This is a genomic window from Herbaspirillum sp. FG34 (assembly GCF_057809315.1).
Window position 1 is genome coordinate 428881 of sequence record NZ_JBMDJS010000001.1, and the last position, 18582, is coordinate 447462.

At 63.3% G+C, this 18582-nt stretch carries 16 protein-coding genes; 9 read left to right on the forward strand and 7 right to left on the reverse strand.

Translation table 11 applies throughout. The features are described 5' to 3' along the window. Positions 1–10: 10 nt before the first annotated feature. The 4 genes from tcdA to yajC all read right to left on the reverse strand — a co-directional run bounded on the left by tcdA (position 11) and on the right by yajC (position 4416). Positions 11–868, reverse strand: a complete 858-nt coding sequence (tcdA, locus tag ACODSZ_RS01805; RefSeq protein ID WP_008326586.1) for a tRNA cyclic N6-threonylcarbamoyladenosine(37) synthase TcdA — start codon at positions 866–868, stop codon at positions 11–13. Between the two features lie 114 nt (positions 869–982). Further along, positions 983–1927, reverse strand: coding sequence for a protein translocase subunit SecF (secF, locus tag ACODSZ_RS01810; protein ID WP_175344115.1), 945 nt, complete (start codon positions 1925–1927; stop codon positions 983–985). Positions 1928–2013: 86 nt separating this feature from the next. Beyond that, positions 2014–3918 carry a protein translocase subunit SecD gene (gene secD, locus ACODSZ_RS01815; RefSeq protein WP_008326583.1) on the reverse strand — a complete coding sequence of 635 codons (1905 nt, stop codon included), beginning with the start codon at positions 3916–3918 and terminating at the stop codon, positions 2014–2016. Positions 3919–4083: 165 nt separating this feature from the next. After that, entirely contained in the window at positions 4084–4416 is a 333-nt protein-coding gene (yajC, locus tag ACODSZ_RS01820; protein WP_175344116.1) for a preprotein translocase subunit YajC, read from the reverse strand. A gap of 254 nt (positions 4417–4670) precedes the next feature. Here yajC and chrA point away from each other — a divergent pair, with 254 nt between their 5' ends. Continuing rightward, complete coding sequence (gene chrA, locus ACODSZ_RS01825; protein WP_175344117.1) at positions 4671–5915, forward strand: chromate efflux transporter; 1245 nt, start codon at positions 4671–4673, stop codon at positions 5913–5915. A gap of 16 nt (positions 5916–5931) precedes the next feature. Here the strand turns inward: chrA and ACODSZ_RS01830 are convergent, their stop codons facing one another. After that, positions 5932–6231, reverse strand: a complete 300-nt coding sequence (locus ACODSZ_RS01830) for a hypothetical protein (protein WP_488926916.1) — start codon at positions 6229–6231, stop codon at positions 5932–5934. Positions 6232–6601: 370 nt separating this feature from the next. On the opposite strand from ACODSZ_RS01830, the gene ACODSZ_RS01835 reads away from it, so the two are divergent. Genes ACODSZ_RS01835 through ACODSZ_RS01850 form a run of 4 tightly spaced genes read left to right on the forward strand, consistent with a single transcriptional unit; the run spans position 6602 to position 12252 of the window. Further along, positions 6602–8785, forward strand: a complete 2184-nt coding sequence (locus ACODSZ_RS01835) for an ATP-binding protein (protein WP_488926917.1) — start codon at positions 6602–6604, stop codon at positions 8783–8785. Next, on the forward strand, positions 8782–9819 hold the full coding sequence (locus ACODSZ_RS01840) for an HD domain-containing phosphohydrolase (RefSeq protein ID WP_175344120.1): 1038 nt from the start codon (positions 8782–8784) through the stop codon (positions 9817–9819). Before ACODSZ_RS01835 ends, ACODSZ_RS01840 begins: the two co-directional genes overlap by 4 nt. Beyond that, the gene (locus ACODSZ_RS01845; protein WP_175344121.1) at positions 9816–10784 is read left to right on the forward strand and encodes an HDOD domain-containing protein; all 969 of its coding nucleotides are present in this window, start codon (positions 9816–9818) and stop codon (positions 10782–10784) included. Before ACODSZ_RS01840 ends, ACODSZ_RS01845 begins: the two co-directional genes overlap by 4 nt. After that, positions 10771–12252 (forward strand): PAS domain-containing sensor histidine kinase, encoded by a 1482-nt coding sequence (locus tag ACODSZ_RS01850; RefSeq protein WP_488926918.1) that lies wholly within the window; start codon positions 10771–10773, stop codon positions 12250–12252. The genes ACODSZ_RS01845 and ACODSZ_RS01850 overlap by 14 nt, the downstream gene beginning before the upstream one ends. A 42-nt stretch (positions 12253–12294) precedes the next feature. On the opposite strand, the gene tgt is transcribed toward ACODSZ_RS01850, so the two are convergent. Both tgt and queA read right to left on the reverse strand, forming a co-directional pair. Further along, positions 12295–13425, reverse strand: a complete 1131-nt coding sequence (tgt, locus tag ACODSZ_RS01855) for a tRNA guanosine(34) transglycosylase Tgt (RefSeq protein ID WP_175344123.1) — start codon at positions 13423–13425, stop codon at positions 12295–12297. A gap of 28 nt (positions 13426–13453) precedes the next feature. Further along, the gene (gene queA, locus ACODSZ_RS01860) at positions 13454–14470 is read right to left on the reverse strand and encodes a tRNA preQ1(34) S-adenosylmethionine ribosyltransferase-isomerase QueA (RefSeq protein ID WP_154132636.1); all 1017 of its coding nucleotides are present in this window, start codon (positions 14468–14470) and stop codon (positions 13454–13456) included. Between the two features lie 223 nt (positions 14471–14693). Between queA and recG the strand changes: the two genes are divergently transcribed. From recG to ACODSZ_RS01880, 4 genes are all read left to right on the forward strand, one after another. Continuing rightward, entirely contained in the window at positions 14694–16802 is a 2109-nt protein-coding gene (gene recG / locus ACODSZ_RS01865) for an ATP-dependent DNA helicase RecG (protein ID WP_488926938.1), read from the forward strand. Between the two features lie 308 nt (positions 16803–17110). Then, a complete protein-coding gene (locus ACODSZ_RS01870; RefSeq protein WP_008326563.1) occupies positions 17111–17797 on the forward strand; it encodes a tRNA-uridine aminocarboxypropyltransferase in 687 nt (228 codons plus the stop codon). 194 nt (positions 17798–17991) lie between these two features. After that, positions 17992–18225: a hypothetical protein gene (locus ACODSZ_RS01875; protein WP_008326562.1), complete on the forward strand. Its 234-nt coding sequence runs from the start codon at positions 17992–17994 to the stop codon at positions 18223–18225. Next, positions 18222–18539 carry a cell division protein ZapA gene (locus ACODSZ_RS01880; protein ID WP_008326561.1) on the forward strand — a complete coding sequence of 106 codons (318 nt, stop codon included), beginning with the start codon at positions 18222–18224 and terminating at the stop codon, positions 18537–18539. Before ACODSZ_RS01875 ends, ACODSZ_RS01880 begins: the two co-directional genes overlap by 4 nt. Positions 18540–18582 lie beyond the last annotated feature (43 nt).

An 18582-nucleotide genomic window follows, 5' to 3' on the forward strand; every position in this document is an offset into this window, starting at 1 on the left:
CCTGCCCGCGCTACGGCTGCACGGCAGGCTGTTCGGCCAGCTTCTTCAAGACGTGTGCCGCGGCCACCAGGCCGAAGGTGGCCGTAACCACCATGGCCGAGCCGAAGCCGGCGCAGTTCAGACCGGTCACGCCGGCTTGCGTGCTGTCGGCGGCGTCCTCGCCCACATCCATGTCTGCTGCCGGAAGAACTTCACAGGCTTCACCTTCGGCCAGTTCCGGAAAGCGCAGCGGTTCGGTGGAGAACACTGCGTCGATGTGGAATTTGTTCTTGGTCCCGCGCGGGAAACCATGCTGTGACCGCAAACGCTTGCGCACCTTGGCCAAGAGCGGTTCCTGCTCGGTGCGGCAGAGGTCGCGGATTTCAATCCGGGTCGGATCGATCTGCCCGCCCGCACTGCCGATGGTCACCATGGGCATGCCGTGGCTGCGGCACCAGGCGATCATGGCCACCTTGGCCGGCACGTTGTCGATGGCATCGATGACGTAATCGAAACGACCTCCTCCCAGCATCTGCTCGACGTTCTCCGGATCGACGAAATCCTCCACCTCGGTGACCACGCAGCTTGGATTGATCAGGCGGATGCGTTCATGCAGCGCCGTCACCTTGGCCTGGCCCAGCGTGGTGGTCAAGGCATGGATCTGGCGGTTGACGTTGGATTCGGCCAGGTTGTCCAGGTCGATCAGGGTCAGGTGGCCGATGGCGCTGCGCGCCAGCGCTTCGACGATCCACGAGCCCACCCCTCCTACCCCGACCACGCAGACGCGCGCCTGGCGGAAGCGTTGCAGGGCGGCGGCGCCATACAGGCGGGCGACGCCGCCGAAGCGGCGTTCATGGTCGATATCGTTCAGATCGATGGATGTGCTCATGTTCAAACTTCAATGCAGTGTTATCGGACCTGTCCACTCCGGAAGGGCCTCTCATGAAAAAGGGCCGCAGCGTCAACGCGGCGGCCCTTTTTGCGTCGTACGACAATCCTTGAATCAGACCACCGCGCCGCCGTTCTCGTCCTTGACCTTGACCGGCTTGATCAGGTCTTCGCGCTTCACCCCCAGCCACATGGCCAGGGCGGCTGCCACGAACACCGAGGAATAGATGCCGAACAGGATGCCGATGGTCAGCGCCAGAGCGAAGTAGTGCAGCGTCGGGCCACCGAAGAAGAACATCGCCAGCACCATCATTTCGGTACTGCCGTGGGTGATGACGGTACGCGACATGGTACTGGTGATGGCGTGGTTCAGTACTTCCGGCGTGGACAGCTTGCCGAAACGACGGTCACGGAAGGCTTCGCGCACACGGTCGAACACCACCACCGATTCATTGACCGAGTAACCCAGCACGGCCAGAATCGCCGCCAGCACGGTGAGCGAGAACTCCCACTGGAAGAAGGCGAAGAAGCCCAGGATGATGACGATGTCGTGCAGGTTGGCGATCACCGCCGCCACCGCGAACTTCCATTCGAAGCGGAAGGCCAGGTAGATCACGATGCCCAGCACCACCATGGCCAGCGCCAGCAGGCCGTCGTGAGCCAGTTCGTCACCGACCTGGGGACCGACGAATTCCACGCGCTGCAGGCGCACGTCCGGATCATCGGCGCGCAGGGCGGCGTTGACCTTCTCGCTCTGCTGGCTGGCGTTCACGCCGGCCTGTGCGGGCAGGCGGATCATCACGTCCTGGGCGGTGCCGAAGCTCTGCACCAGGGTATCGCGGTAACCCAGTCCTTCGATGGACTTGCGGATCTTCTCCAGGTCGGCCGGCTTGTTGTAGGCCACTTCCATGACCGTGCCACCGGTGAATTCGATGGAGAAGTGCAATCCCTTGGAGAACAGGAAGAACACCGCGGCCACGAAGGTCAGTGCCGAGATCGCATTGAAGATCAGGGCATGACGCATGAAGGGAATGTCTTTTTTGATGCGGAAAAATTCCATCACTATCCTTTCGGTGCCGGCCCCGTCGTCATCGGGGAGGCCGGCTCAAAATCTGGCTGTGCTGCTATGTCGTGGTGTGGCCGTGCTTACTTGGCGTTGCGCTTGGCCGATGCCTTGCCGGAGGTGGTCAGCGCCTCGCCCTGCGGCTTCCAGATCTGGCCGATGGCCAGGCTGGACAGACGCTTCTTGCGGCCATACCAGAGGTTGACCACGCCGCGCGAGAAGAACACGGCCGAGAACATCGAGGTCAGGATGCCCAGGCAGTGCACCACGGCAAAGCCGCGAATGGCGCCGGAACCGAAGATCAGCAGCGCCAGACCGGCGATCAGGGTGGTCACGTTGGAGTCCAGGATGGTCGCCCACGCGCGATCGAAACCGGCAGCAATGGCTGCCTGCGGCGAATTGCCTGCGCGCAGTTCTTCACGGATGCGTTCGTTGATCAGCACGTTGGAGTCGATCGCCATACCGAGCGCCAGTGCGATAGCCGCAATACCGGGCAGGGTCAGCGTCACCTGCAGGGTCGACAGCAGCGCCACCAGCAGCAGCACGTTCACCGACAGTGCCAGGGCGCTGAAGAAACCGAACAACTGGTAGTAGATGACCATGAAGATGGCCATGGCCACGAAGCCATACAGCACCGAATCAAAGCCCTTCTTGATGTTGTCGGCGCCCAGTTGCGGGCCGATGGTGCGTTCCTCGATGATTTCCATCGGTGCGGCCAGGGAACCGGCGCGCAGCAGCAGGGCCAGGTCGCTGGCGGCTTCGGGCGAACCCATGCCGGTGATCTGGAAGCGCGAACCCAGCTCGGAGCGGATGGTAGCCACCGTCAGGACTTCGCCCTTGCCCTTTTCGAAGAGCACGATGGCCATGGCCTTGCCCACCTTGTCACGGGTGGCTTCGCGCATCTTGCGGCCGCCGTCGCCGTTCAAGTCAATGCTCACCGCCGGCTGGTGGTTTTCATCGAAGCTGGCCGAGGCGTTGGAGATGTAGTCGCCGGTCAGCACCGGTTCCTTGTTGAGCACCACGGGCGCGCCCTTGCCAACCTTGAACAGTTCGGAGCCGAACGGAATGGCCGAGGTTTCCTCGGTGCCGCGCACGACGCTTTCATCGACCATGCGCACTTCCAGGGTGGCGGTACGGCCGATGATGTCCTTGGCGCGCGAGACGTCCTGCACGCCCGGCAGCTCGACCACGATGCGGTCGGCGCCCTGGCGCTGGATCAGCGGTTCGGCCACGCCCAGCTCGTTGACGCGCTTGGACAGGGTGCTGATGTTCTGCTTGACGCCATCTTCCTGGGTCTGCTTCAGGGCTTCCGGACGGAGGGTGGCGATGAGCTTGAGATCATCGCCGCTGCCGGCGTCGGTGAGCAGCATTTCCTGCAGCTCGCCCAGGGCGGCGCGGGCCTTGTCGCGGGTATCGGCATCGCGGAAGGAAATCTCGATGCTGTCGCCCACGCGGTTGATGCCGCTGTGGCGGATGTTCTTGTCACGCAGCAGGCTGCGCACGCTCGCCTGCAAGCCTTGCAGACGCTTGTTCAAGACCGCCTTGATGTCGACCTGCATCAGGAAGTGCACGCCACCGCGCAGGTCCAGGCCCAGATACATCGGGAAGGCATGCAGACTCTGCAGCCATTGCGGGGTATTGGGCAACAGGTTGAAGGCGACGATGTAGGTCGGGTCGCTGGGGTCGGTATTGAGTTCCTTTTCCAGCAGGGCCTTGGCCTTGAACTGAATGTCGGTGCTGGCGAAACGGGCGCGCACCGAGGGCTGCGAACCGCTGTTGTCGAACGCCACACTCTCTGCGCCGAGATTGCCTTGTTTCAGGATCTGATCGACGCGGCCGGCCAGGGCCGGCTCGACCTTCAGGGTCGACTTGCCGCTGCTGATCTGCACCGCGGGAGATTCGCCGAAGAAGTTCGGGACGGTATAGATCACGCCGAACAGCAGGGCCAGGACGATCAGTGCGTATTTCCAGAGAGAGTAACGATTCATGGTCTTGTGCTTCTTGCTTGCGGGAGAGGGAGGCAGGGACCTGCCGCCCTGTTCAGAACCGGCGCGCGCAACCGGAGGATGCCGCGCGCCGTTCTAACGACATGGGCGCATCAGCGATGCGCCCATGGGTTCGCCGGTTCAGGCCGGCCAACCGGTACGGCCGGATTACAGGCCCTTGATGGTGCCCTTGGGCAGCAGGGTGGTCACGGCGCCCTTTTGCACGACGACTTCAGTGCCTTCGGCGACTTCGATGGTGATGTAACCATCGGCCACCTTGGTGATGCGACCCAAGAGACCGCCCGAGGTGACGACTTCATCGCCCTTGCCCAGTGCGTCCATCATGGCTTTCTGTTCTTTCTGACGCTTCATCTGCGGGCGGATCATCAGGAAGTACAGGACCACGAACATCAGGATGATCGGCAGGAAGCTGGCCAGGTTGCCCATCACGCCACCAGGGGCTGCTGCGGCCGTTTGCGCGTATGCGTCGGAAATAAACACGTAAGGCTCCAAAGGTTGATTGAAAAATAGCCCTGCATTCTAGCACTGCGCAGGCACCAAACCGCCAAATCGGGATGTATTGCCTCAGATCAAGGGGAAGCCAGGCAAAATCGGGCTTTTTTATCACCTGCTCAGACGGGAAAATCCCCGCAGGCCGCGAGAAATGGCAAGGCACATGAAAAAAGCTTCATTTCGCCCCCAAGCCGCCTAATATAGGCGCCATCGCGCAACCCCATCCGAACGCTGACTGCCGCATGCCCGCCTCCCCTGTTCCCGATCCCACCGGTCTGCCCGCCTTGCCTGCCACGCCGCGCCAACCGGCGTGGGCCATCTTCCTGGTCTTCCTGCGACTGGGACTGAGCTCCTTTGGCGGACCGGCTGCTCATCTCGGTTATTTCCGTCACGAATTCGTGGCACGTCGGCGCTGGCTGTCCGAACAGAGCTATGCCGACCTGGTGGCGATGTGCCAGTTCCTGCCGGGCCCTTCCAGCAGTCAGGTGGGGCTGGCCATCGGCCTGCTCCGGGGCGGCTGTCGCGGTGCGCTGGCGGCCTGGCTGGGCTTTACCCTGCCCTCGGCGCTAGTGCTGATGGTGGTGGCGCTGTCGGTGCTGGAGGATGCGCACTGGCTTTCCGGAGAGGTGGTGCACGGCCTGAAGATCGTGGCCGTGGCCATCGTGGCGCAGGCGGTGTGGGGCATGGCGCAGACGCTGTGCCGTGGTCCGCTGCGCCTGCTCATCATGGCGCTGGCGGCGCTGGCGGCCTGGGCTTTGCAGGGCAGTCTGGTACAGCTGGGGGTGATCGTGGTCGCCGGCGTGGCCGGACGGCTGCTGCTGCACGGTCCCCGGATTGCACGACAGGAACAACTGCCCATGGTGGTCAGCCGTCGCACGGGACGCGCCTGCCTGCTGCTGTTCGTCGGTCTGCTGGCGGGTATCCCGCTGCTGGCCGCGCTTTATCCCGCCCCCTGGCTGCAGCAGATCAACATCTTCTACCGCGTCGGCTCGCTGGTCTTCGGCGGCGGTCATGTGGTGCTGCCGCTGTTGCAGGCCGAACTGGTGCCCTCGGGTTGGGTAGACAAGGACGTCTTCCTGGCCGGCTACGGGGCGGCCCAGGCGATCCCCGGCCCGCTGTTCACGCTGGCGGCCTATCTGGGCGTGGTGATGTCGGCCGGGCCCAGTGGCCTGATCGGGGGCGTGCTGTGCCTGCTGGCGATCTTTGCCCCGTCTTTCCTGCTGGTGACCGGATTGCTGCCCTTCTGGGATGAGGTCCGTCGCCAGGCCGCAATGCAGGCCGTGCTGGCGGGCGTCAACGCGGCCGTGGTGGGATTGTTGCTGGCCGCGCTCTACCGGCCGGTGTGGACCAGTGCCATTTTCAGTACGCGCGACCTGCTCATCGCGCTGGTCGCATTCGTCGGCCTGGTGCGCTTGCGGCTGCCGTCCTGGGCGGTCGTACTGCTGGCTGTCCTGGCGACCAGCCTGTCCGCACTGGCAGGCGTCTGATCCGGATACACCCGGCTCAATACACTACCACCACCGAACGTTCCTGCTGGTTCACCAGCAGCAGCGCCCGACCGTCCGGGCTGCCCGCAGGCACCGCGCCACAGGTATTGGAAACGGCGGCCACGCCGTTGACGACATGGACCACCACATTGCAGCGCGTGGCCACCAGCGCCGAGATGGACAGCCTGGCCGTGGTGGCCGCGTACAGGTGCGGCCAGGCCCAACAGCCCAGCGTGAGCAGCAGCAGCGCACAGGTCCAGCGCTGAAGATCGGGGCGCGCCAGGCGGGCGCGTGCCATCAAGGGGGGATGACGCATGTTGCGGCTCCTTTCGGGTTGGGCCACTGCATTGCTTCCTTATGTAGACATCTTAAATAAATTAATCGAATAAATCAATAAAATTAATTTATATGATTAATATAATAATATTAATTATTTTGCAAACTCATCAGCATACCGTCCGGGCAGACGCGCCGTGGCAGAACCCCTAAAGTTGAATAGCAGGCAAGTACAATGATGTGCCACATTTTGACCACACTCACCGTACAATCAGCGAGCAAATAAAACAATTCCGGCGATTTATTAGTCAATTCGTTATAATTGATTCCATCTATGCCGGGAAGGGAAACATCCCCTTGTACGCCGGCACCATCGAAACGGAGTCGGGACCCATGGAGACAATCTCGTGATGCCAGTCAGCCCTCAGGGCGAGCCACAAGGCGCCCCCACCTCGCGCGACGGGCGACTGCTGCTGGGCCTGGCCGAGGCCGGTTTTGCCGTGCTGGTGGTGGCTGCACTGTGGCGGGCGGACCTGCCGGCCTGGCTGATCCTGGGTCTGCTGACCCTGTGGCTGATCCGCGCGCTGATCCTGCTGCGCCTGTTGCGCGACCACCATCGTGCTGCACGCAACCTGGTCCTGGCCAAGGAGGCGGCTGACCATGCCATGCTCACGCGCGGCGCCTTCCTCTCCACCATGAGCCATGAAATCCGCACGCCCATGAATGCCGTGCTGGGCATGGCCGGACTGCTGCGCACCACGCGCCTGGATACCCAGCAGGCGGAATTTGCCAAGGCCATCGAGGATTCCTCGCTGGCCCTGCTGGGCATCGTCAACGACGTGCTTGATTTCTCCAAGATCGATGTCGGCAAGATGGATATCGCAGTGGTCGAATTCGATCTGCTGGAAGTGGTGGAAGCCAGTGCCGAGGCCTTGTCCTTCAAGGCGCGCGAAAAGCGCGTGCGGCTGCTGGCCCACGTCGATCCGCGCCTGCCGGTGCGGCTGCTGGGCGACCCCGGGCGCATCCGCCAGATTCTGCTGAACCTGCTGGGCAATGCGCTCAAGTTCACGCATGTGGGGGAAGTGCTGCTGCGGGTCCAGGCGCTGCATGTGTCGGGGGACCACTGCCGGGTGCGTTTCGAGGTGCGCGATAGCGGCATCGGTATGGATGAGGAAACCCTGCGTCGGCTCTTCTCGCCCTTCTCGCAGGCCGACAGCTCGGTCACGCGCCAATACGGCGGCACCGGACTGGGCCTGTCGATCTGCAAACGCCTGGTGGAACTGATGGGCGGCAGGATAGGGGTGGAGAGCACGCCCGGAAGCGGCTCCTGCTTCTGGTTCGAACTGGGCATTCCCGTGGCGCAAGCGCCCGGTTTCGCCAGCAGCCCGCATGCAGCCAAAAAGCGACAGGTGGCCCTGCTGGAAACACATGACGCCAGCGCCGCCATGCTGCACGAATATCTGCGTGGCGCCGGACTGGAAACGGTGCGCTACAGCAGCGCCAGCGACGCCCTGGCGGCCTTGACCGGCCCGGCGGCCACGGCCAGCGGTATCGACACCCTCATCGTCAGCAGCGAGATCCAGGACATCCCGCCGGCTGCGGTGCTGGCGCGCCTGCATGCCGAACGCCCCGCAGTGACGTGCGTACTGCTTGACCACGGCGTACACGGCCTTAATATAGACGGAAAATCAACAGCGGCAGCACTGCAGTTGCCGTTGCGCAAGCAACAGCTGCTGCGCGCAGTGGCACTGCTGCCGGAGGACAAGGCACCGGGCCCGATGCAGACGCCGGCAGTTCGTCCGGGCAGGACACTGCCCCGGGCGGGGCAGCAGGAACAGCACGAACAGCACGAACTCCTGCTGGTGGAAGACAACGTGATGAACCAGAAGGTGGCGGTGTACCAGCTCAACGCCATGGGCTACGCGGTCGATATCGCCTCCAATGGTGCGGAGGCGCTGGAGAAACTGGCACGGCGCAAGTACGCGCTGATCCTGATGGATTGCCAGATGCCGGTGCTCGATGGCTACGAAACCACGCGCCGCATCCGGCGCCTGCAGGGTGAGCTGGCCCATACCCCCATCGTCGCGATGACCGCCAATGCCATGGCGGGGGATCGCGAACAATGCCTGGAGGCGGGTATGGACGATTATCTGACCAAGCCCTTGCTGCGCTCGCAACTGGCGACGATGCTGGAGCATTACCTGCCGCCGGCGCAGGCGTCGGCAGACGGCTCCGGCGCCGCAGCAGTGGTGGTGGACGAAGCCCGCCTGCAGGAACTCTTCGGTGACGACACCGCACTGGCCGGCCAGATGCTGGAGATGTTCATTGAACACACCACACCGGTCATGGACGATCTGGCACGGCATTGCCAGGCCGCCGATCCGCTCCTGGGCGAGATCCAGGCACTGGGCCACCGGCTGGCCGGTAGCTGCCTGAATCTGGGTATCCAGGCACTGGGACAATGTGGAAGACAGATGGAAACGGCGGCACGCCAGGGCGACCTGGCGCAGGTCCGCACGCTGGCCGAGGAGTGCGCAAACGCCTTCGCAGCCTTGCGCGAACACCTTCAAGACAGGGGCCGGGGGAACATATGAAGATTCTGATCGTCGACGACGACAAGACCAATCTGTCGCTATTTACGCACATGCTGGCGCAATTGCCCGATACCAGCATCAGTACCTGTCCCGATGCGTATGAAGCGCTGGACTGGTGCGGCAGCCACGATCCCGATCTGATCCTGCTGGACTACATGATGCCGGGCATGGACGGGCTGGATTTCCTTTCGCGTTTTCGCGCCATGCCGGGTCAGGAGATGACGCCGGTCATCATGATCACCGCCGACATGGGCCTGCAGGTGCGCCACAAGGCGCTGCAGATGACGGCCAATGATTTTCTCTCCAAGCCGGTGAACCGCGTGGAGCTGCTGGCGCGCGTGAAGAACATGCTGGCCATGCGCAAGTCGCAGTTGGCCATGAGTCAGCAGATCGAGCATCTGGCCGAGGAGGTGCAACAGAAGACGCAACAGAGCTCGACGATGGCCCTGAACTCCATGGATCTGCTGGCGCGCGCGGCCGGCTATCGCGATCCGGAAACAGGCGAACACCTGGTGCGCATGTCCAACTACACCCGCGTCATTGCCGCCCACCTGGGCTTGCCCAAGGAAGAACAGGACCTGCTGCTGGCGGCATCGCCCATGCACGACATCGGCAAGATGGGGATCCCCGACCACATCCTGCTCAAACCCGGACGGCTGGACGAGGAAGAACTGAAGGTCATGCGCCTGCACGCCCAGATCGGCGCCGACATTCTGCGCGGCAGTCCGTCGGCACTGCTGCAGACGGCCTCGCAGATCGCCCAGACGCATCATGAGAAATGGGACGGCAGCGGCTATCCCAATGCACTCAAGGCTGACCAGATCCCGCTGTATGGCCGTATCGTGGCGGTGGCCGACGTATTCGACGCACTGACCTCGTCGCGCCCCTACAAAAAAGGCTGGAGCCTGGAAGACGCCGCGCGTTATCTGCGCGACAATGCCGGCAGCCATTTCGATCCGCGCTGCGTGGAAGCCTTCTTTGCCGGCTGGGAGGAAGTGGTCGATATCTACAACCGCAACCAGGACGGCAAATGATGCTCACCTTCATTGAACCCACCCTGTTCGAGAAGCTCCGCAGTGCACAAGCCCTGCCCTCGCCCGGTGGGGTGCGCCTGACCATCATGCGCCTGTGCGCGCAGGATGATCCCGACATGCACGAACTGATCCATCTGGTGCAGGCCGATCCGGCCCTGTCCGGACGCATCATCCGCATCGTCAACGTACTCAATGCCGAGCGCGTGCGTCCGATCGCCTCGGTCAGCATGGACAGCCTGCTGCTGGTCGGTCTGCAAGCGGTACGCCAGCTGGCCCTGGCGCTGTCGCTGGCAGAGACCACGGCACCGGCCTCGTGTGTGAACTTCAAGTTGCCGGCCTTCTGGGCGCACAGCTTCGCCATGGCCTGCAGCGCCCAGGCCATCAGCAGTCATACGCGCGTGGCACCGCTGGGCGAAATGTTCACCACGGGTCTGTTGGCCAACATCGGCAGGCTGACGCTGGCTTCGGCCCACCCCGGGGGCTACTCCTCGTTGCTGACGCGCCCGCTGGAGCCCTCGGCGCAACTGGCGATGGAGCAGTCGCTGTTCGGCTTCAACCACCTCAATATCGCGGCGGCGCTGATGCAGGACTGGAAGATTCCGGATCTGTTCTGTGATGCCGTACTGCACTACGAAGCACCGGCGCTGCCGGACGACTGGCCGGTGCCTCGCCCACAGGAAATCATCTGGACCCTGTACCTCTCGGCGGCCATGGCCGAACTGGGTTGCGGCACGCCGCAGGTGGCCGAGGCGGCCCTGCCCAAGATCGCGCGGGCGCTGCCGCAACTGCAACTGGCGCCGCATGATTTCCCGGCCCTGTATCAGGCCACGGGGGAAGACTGGCAGGACTGGACCCAGACCATGCACCTGAGCGCCAAGACCCTGTGGCAGGGTCTGCCCGGCCAGGTCCACGACAAACTGCTGCGTCTGCAGGAATCCGTCGGCGGCGGCGATGCAGCAACTTGAACAACTGCTGCTCAGCGAAGCGCCGGACGCCTATGTGCTGATGGATATGCAGGGCGGCGTAGTCTACTGGAACCGCTGCGCCGAGCAGATCTTCGGCTATGCCGCCCAGGAAGTGCTGGGCCAGCATCTGTCGGACTTCATCGTGCCGCCCGAGCGACGCGCCGAGGAAGAGCGGGTGTTTGCCGATACGGTGGCGCTGGGCCGGGCCGATTGCCAGTCCATCCGCCGGCGCAAGGATGGTTCGCTGCTGCACCTGTCGGTTTCCAACAAGCTGTTGCGCGATGAACGCGGGGCACCGCAGTTCGTCCTGTCCTGCAAGCGCGACATCAGCGAGGCCACCGTCCTGCGCGACATCAGCCTGATTGCGGCCAGCGTTCACGGGCTCTATGACTGGCTGCCCGACGGTATCGTGGTCGTCAACGCACTGGACCGCGTGGTGCTGGCCAATCGTCGCGCCGGCGAGCTGTTCGGCTGGGAGGTAGCCGAGCTGACCGGGCGGGCCATCGATGTCCTGATCCCTCAGCGCTTTTTGGCCATGCACGCGCAGAACCTGGCCGACTATCTCAGCGGCCAGGCCGGACCGGCCAGCAATCCCACGCCCGAGCTGTGCGGCCTGAAGCGCAATGGCAGCGAATTTCCGGTCGACGTGAGCCTGAGCCCGCTGGTCATCGAGGGCGAGACCTTCCTCATGATCGCCGTGCGCGACATCAGCGACCGCAAACGCATCGAACGGGACCTGGCCGAGAAGAACCGCGCCCTGCAAGAGGCCGCGCAGTCACGCGACCGCTTCCTGGCCAACACTTCGCACGAACTGCGCACCCCCTTGAATGCCATCCTGGGTTTCACCGAAATCCTGCTCGCGCGCATGGGCGGGCCGCTCACCCCCGAGCAGGAGCAACAGTTGCAGACCGTCCACGACAGTGCCCAGCACCTGCTCACGCTGATCACCGGCCTGCTGGATGTCTCGCGCCTGGAAACCGAGGACGCCGATCTGATTCCCGAGGACCTGCTGTGTTCGGAACTGATCGAGCATGCCGTGGCGACACTGCGTCCGGCAGCGATCAAAAAAGGCTTGCAGCTGGACCTGGCGCCCTATGCGGGTGAAGTCCGGATCCACACCAACCGGCGTGCACTGGCGCAGATCCTGCTGAACCTGATCGGCAACGCCATCAAGTTCACCGAACGCGGCCAGGTGCAGGTGCAGTTGCGCCAGCAGCACCACGCGGCCGGTCTGACCAGCTGGATCGAAGTCAGTGATACCGGCTGCGGCATCAGCGAAGATGACCAGCAAAGACTCTTTCGCGCCTTCACCCAGCTCGATGCCACGGCCTCGCGCAGGCATGAGGGCATGGGCCAGGGTCTGTACCTGAGCCAGAAGCTGGCCAACCTGATGGGCGGCGCGATCACCGTGCAAAGCCAGGTCGGTACCGGCAGTCGCTTCACGCTCTGTCTGGAGGAGGCCGCCTGATGCGCCTGATGCACCGGATGCGCCCGAGCGCGGATGTGCCCGTCAGTCGACGCCGCGCGCCCGATCTTCCTTGAACTTGCTGACGAATTCCTGGAAGGTGCCGGCGTCGATGGCGTCGCGCATTTCCTGCATCAGTTGCAGGTAGTAGTGCAGGTTGTGCACGGTATTCATGCGCGCACCCAGGATTTCACCGGCGCGATGCAGGTGGTGCAGGTAGGCGCGCGAGAAGTTCTTGCAGGCGTAGCAGTCACAGCTCTCGTCGAAGGGACGGTCGTCGTTCTTGTACTTGGCGTTCTTGATCTTGACGTCGCCGTAGCGCGTGAAGATCCAGCCATTGCGGGCATTGCGGGTCGGCATGACGCAATCGAACATGTCCACGCCGTTGGAGACGCCTTCCACCAGGTCTTCCGGTGTGCCCACGCCCATCAGGTAATGCGGCTTGTCGGCCGGCAGGCGCGGGCCGACGTGTTCCAGCACGCGCATCATGTCTTCCTTGGGCTCGCCCACCGACAGACCGCCAATGGCGAAACCATCGAAACCCAGTTCTTCCAGGCCGGCCAGCGATTCATCGCGCAGGCCTTCGAACATGCCGCCCTGGACAATGCCGAAGAGTGCGTTCGGGTTCTCGCCGCGGTCGAATTCATCCTTGGAACGCTTGGCCCAGCGCAGCGACATGCGCATGGACTTGCCGGCCTCTTCACGGGTGGCGGGACGGCCATCGATCTCGTAGGGCGTGCATTCGTCGAACTGCATGACGATGTCGGAATTGAGCACGCGCTGGATCTGCATGGATATCTCTGGCGAAAGGAACAGGCGGTCACCGTTGATGGGTGAAGCAAAATGCACACCCTCTTCCGTGATCTTGCGCATCTCGCCCAAGGAAAACACCTGGAAGCCGCCGGAGTCGGTCAGGATGGGCTTGTCCCAGCCGATGAACTTGTGCAGGCCGCCGAACTTGCTGACCACTTCCAGCCCCGGGCGCAACCACAGGTGAAAGGTATTGCCGAGGATGATCTGGGCGTTGATTTCCTTCAGTTCCAAGGGCGACATGGCCTTGACCGAACCATAGGTGCCCACTGGCATGAAGATGGGGGTCTCGACGGTGCCGTGGTTTAGTTTGACGCGGCCGCGGCGGGCCTTTCCGTCGGTTTTCAGCAGGGTGAATTCCAGCATGGTGCTCTCTGTTTTCTTTCCGGGTTTCTCAGGTACGGGTCAGCAGCATGGCATCGCCATAGCTGAAGAAACGGTATTGGTGTGCAATGGCGTGCGCATAGGCCGCGCGGATGTGTTCATAGCCGGCAAAGGCTGACACCAGCATCAGCAGGGTCGACTTGGGCAGGTGGAAGTTGGTCACCAGTTGGTCGACGGTCTTGAAGGTGTAGCCGGGCGTGATGAAGAGCTGGGTGTCATCGCTGCCGGCCTTGAGCTCACCGCTCTGCGAACCGGATTCCAGGGCGCGCATGCTGGTGGTGCCGACTGCGATGACACGGCGCCCTGCCGCCTTGGTGGCACGCACGGCCTCTACCGTCTCGGGCGAGATGGTGTACCACTCGCTGTGCATCTTGTGCTGCGACAGGTCTTCCACCCGCACCGGCTGGAAGGTGCCGGCACCCACGTGCAGGGTCACGAAGGCCTGCTTGACGCCGCGTGCGGTCAATTGCTGCAGCAGCGCTTCATCGAAGTGCAGGCCGGCAGTCGGTGCGGCCACGGCGCCGGGTTCCTTGGCGTAGACGGTCTGGTAGCGCGTCTCGTCATAGGCATCGGCCTCGTGGTCGATGTAGGGCGGCAGCGGCAAGCTGCCGTATTGCTCCAGCAACTCAAAGGCATCGGCCGGGAAATGCAGGGTAAAGAATTCGCCGAAACGTTCACCTACGGTCACATCGAAGGCATCGGCCAGGCGGATCCGGGTACCCGGTGGCGGCGACTTGGAAGCCCGTACCTGGGCGTGGACGGTGCGCGCATCGAGGATGCGCTCGACCAGGGCCTCGATCTTGCCGCCGGTTTCCTTCACACCGAACAGGCGCGCCTTGATGACGCGGGTATCGTTGAAGACCAGCAGGTCGCCGGGTTGCAGCAGGTCGACGATGTCGGAGAAGCGGCGGTCAGTCAGTTGCGCACCTTGCACCTGCAGCAGGCGCGAGGCGCTGCGCTCGGCCAGCGGGGTCTGGGCGATGAGCTCGGGGGGGAGCTCGAAATCGAAGTCGGATAATGAGTACATGCGCGAGTACAAGCTTGCAAAATAATGATGGAGGCGATGCGCGCGGCGGCGGCAGACGGGCTGGCGCCGGGCGTTCCCGGGCAAGAACTGTTGCCGGCGGGATTGATACTGTAAATATTCACAGTAAAATAGCGTAACCCGCTATTTTACGCTGTCTGCGCGTTTTTCCCATATGCGCGTGCGGCTAACCATTATGGCCCTCCGTCCAACCCACGCCGACCGCATGCCCGCTACCGCGAAGAAAACCGGCCCGCCGGCCCCGAAGAAAAAAGCCGCTCCCGCTTCCAAGGCCGCCGCCAAGCCTGAAAACAAGCTGGCCAAGCTGGGCCTGCACAACGACATGGACCTGGTGCTGCACCTGCCGCTGCGCTATGAGGATGAAACCACTCTCATGAGCATCGCCGAGGCCTCCCTGCGCGGCCTGCAGACGGTGCAGGTGGAGGGCGTCGTGACAGCATGCGAGGTGCAGTTCCGCCCGCGTCGGCAGTTGATCGTGACAGTCGGCGACGACAGCGGGCAACTGACCCTGCGCTTCATCAACTTCTACGGCAGCCAGACCAAGCAGCTGGCCGAAGGCACCCGGGTGCGGGTGCGCGGGGAATTGCGGCATGGTTTCTTCGGCGCCGAGATGGTCCATCCCTCTTACAAGGTGGTCAATGAAGGCGCTCCGCTGCCGGACGTGCTCACGCCGGTTTACCCGGCTGGCGAAGGGCTCTCGCAAGCCTACCTGCGCAAGGCCATCGCCAATGCCATGAGCCGGCTGGACTGGAGCGATACGCTACCCCCTTCGATGCTGGAGACCCTGAACCTGGCCGGCTTCGAACCGTCGGTGCGGCTGCTGCACAATCCGCCGCCGGACGTGGATGAACATGCCCTGATCGAACGTTCACACCCTGCCTGGATCCGCATGAAGTTCGATGAACTGCTGGCCCAGCAGCTCTCGCTCAAGCGCGCCCAGGCCGCGCGCCGGGCCAAGACCTCGCGCGCGCTGCCGGTGACCGGTCGCATCACCGAGGAACTGACCAAGGTCCTGCCCTTCCAGCTGACCGGCGCGCAACAGCGCGTGCTGGACGAAATCCGCGCCGACCTGCGCCAGTCCTTCCCCATGCAGCGCCTGCTGCAGGGCGATGTCGGCAGCGGCAAGACGGTGGTGGCCGCGCTGGCCGCCGCGCAGGCCATCGACAGCGGCTGCCAGGCGGTGCTGATGGCACCGACCGAAATCCTGGCCGAACAGCACTTCCGCAAGATCGCCGCCTGGATGGAGCCGCTCAATGTCGGTGTGGCCTGGCTTTCAGGCAGCCAGAAGAAAAAGGAAAAGACCGAGGCCCTGGCCCACATCGAATCCGGTGCCGCGCGCCTGGTCATCGGCACCCATGCACTGATCCAGGACACGGTGCAGTTCGAGAACCTCGGGCTGGTGATCGTGGACGAGCAACACCGCTTCGGCGTGGGTCAGCGTCTGGCCCTGCGCAACAAGAGCTTCAACCCGACCGACCGCGAGGTGGCCGCCGTGCCGCACCAGTTGATGATGTCGGCCACGCCCATTCCGCGCACCCTGGCCATGACCTATTACGCCGACCTGGAAGTGTCGGTGATCGATGAATTGCCACCGGGGCGCTCGCCCATCGTCACCCGCGTGATCGACCAGAACCGCCGCGATGAAGTCATCGAACGGGTGCATGCGGCGGCGCTGGAAGGCAAGCAGATCTACTGGGTCTGCCCGCTCATCGAGGAATCCGAGGCTTTGCAATTGCAGACCGCGACCGACACCCATGCCGCCCTCTCGGCGGCCCTGCCGGACCTGCAGATCGGGCTGGTGCACGGGCGCATGAAACCGGTGGAAAAACAGATCGTGATGGAAGGCTTCAGCCGTGGCGCCATTCACCTGCTGGTGGCCACCACCGTCATCGAAGTGGGGGTGGATGTCCCCAACGCCTCGCTGATGGTGATCGAGCATGCCGAGCGCTTCGGCCTGTCGCAACTGCACCAGTTGCGCGGACGGGTGGGACGGGGGTCGGCGGCCAGCGTCTGCCTGCTGCTCTATCAGGGCCCGCTGGGTGGTACCGCCAAGCAGCGCCTGGCCACCATGCGCGAAACCACCGACGGTTTCGAGATCGCCCGGCGCGATCTGGATATTCGCGGCCCGGGAGAATTCCTCGGGGCAAGGCAGTCGGGTGAAGCCATGTTGCGTTTTGCCGATCTGGCAACCGATCAATGGCTGGTCGAAAAAGCCCGCGATACCGCCCAGGCCTTGTTGCAACATGCACCGGACATCGTCGACCGCCATCTGGCCCGCTGGCTCGGCGGACGTGAAGATTTCCTGAAGGTGTGACACACGCGGGGCAGCCTCCACGGCTTGCCGGCCCATGCTGGTAGCGACGAGCAGCAAAGCTTTCCAGAATCTCCCACGCGACGGGTGAGCGCAAGGGCTGCAAACCGAAATCAGCAAAATGCCAACCACTTTTCCCCAAAAATCGAGAATTTCTTCGCTTTATGTCGATTGACGTATGGCAGTACAAAGTCCAATCTACGGCCCACGATGAACGGGTTCATCAAACGGCAGCGGACTGCGCAGAAAGCTACGCGCACCCCTGCCGCCCTGCACGGTGACCATCGCTAAACTACAGAAGGCTGAACATTTTGGTTTCCAACCACGATCAACAATTGGCCCGCAGACTGCTCTGCCCCATCTGCCAACGCGCGCTGACGGCATGTATCTGCCACTGGACCTCCCCCATTGATCACGCCGTCGATGTGCTGATCCTGCAGCACCCGCTTGAAGTGAGCAACGCCAAGAACAGCGTCAGGCTGCTGCACCTGAGCCTGCCCTACAGCAAGCTGGTGGTCGGCTCGGTGTTCGATCCGGAGGAACTGGAAGCGATGCTGCATGCGCCGTCCCGCCTGCGCAATGTCCCGGCCGGCGAGACCGTGCATCCGGTGCTGCTCTACACGGACGACGTCTGCACACCCGAGACCCGCTATTTCGATGCGCGCACCATGATGGTGGACAAGAAGCAGACGCTCAAGCGCATCCGCCTGGTGATTCTCGACGGCACCTGGCGCAAGAGCCGCAAGATGCTCTTCGAAAACCCCATGCTGCAGGCCCTGCCTCGCATGATGCTGATCGATACGCCAACCTCGCGCTACACCATCCGCAAGTCCCACAAGCCCGAGCAACTGGCCACCCTGGAAGCGACCGGCTATGCGCTGATGCAGCTGGAACGCAACAGCGAGAAATATCACCCGCTGCTGACGGCCTTCGACAACTTCGTGCTACAGCAGGGCTACATGCGCATGCACGGCCAGGCCACGCGGCGCAAGGAATAGCGGGGCGGGGCGACGCCGGGAACCAAACCCCGCTGGCGCTGACCAACCCATCCGGCCGCCGTGTGCGGCCGTTCTTGTTCAGGTGGCGTGGCAATGCGCTTATAATTGTGCGATTGAAGCGTCGTGATCCTGAACATCTCTGACCTGCGCTGGCGGCGTCCGGCGTCATCCCATCTCTGCGAACAAATCAACACATGAGTTCCGAATTCCTGCAACTGGCTGAAAAAGTCACTCAGCTCGCCAAGCTGGCACAAGGCCTGCGCGAAGAAAATGCCGAGCTGCGCCGGAAAGTCAAACTGCTCTCCGAAGACAACACCACCCTCGCCTCGCGCGTGGACCACGCTTACGAGCGCGTGGCCGCCGTTCTGGCACAACTGCCGGTGGCCGAAGTGGAAGAAGCGGCTGCGGCCGATGAGGAGGCCGCATGAGCACCATCCAGATCAACGCCACCATCATGGGCCAGTCCTACACCCTGGCCTGCCAGGAAGGCGAACAGGCCGCGCTGCATCATGCCGTGGCCTACCTCGACCAGAGGATGCGCGCCATCCGCGACGCCGGCCGCATCAAGGGTACCGACCGCATCGCCGTGATGGCCGGGCTGGGCATCGCCGCCGAGTTGCTGAGCATGCAGCGCGCCGAAGGTCCCTTTGCCGGTCTGACCATTGCCCAGTGGCAGCAACAGATCACGGCGCTCACCGAGGTGGTGGACCAGGCGCTGGCGCCGCAGGAAAAACTGTTCTGAGCGTAACGGCGCGGTGACACCTCGCAGCGGAAATCTTTTACGT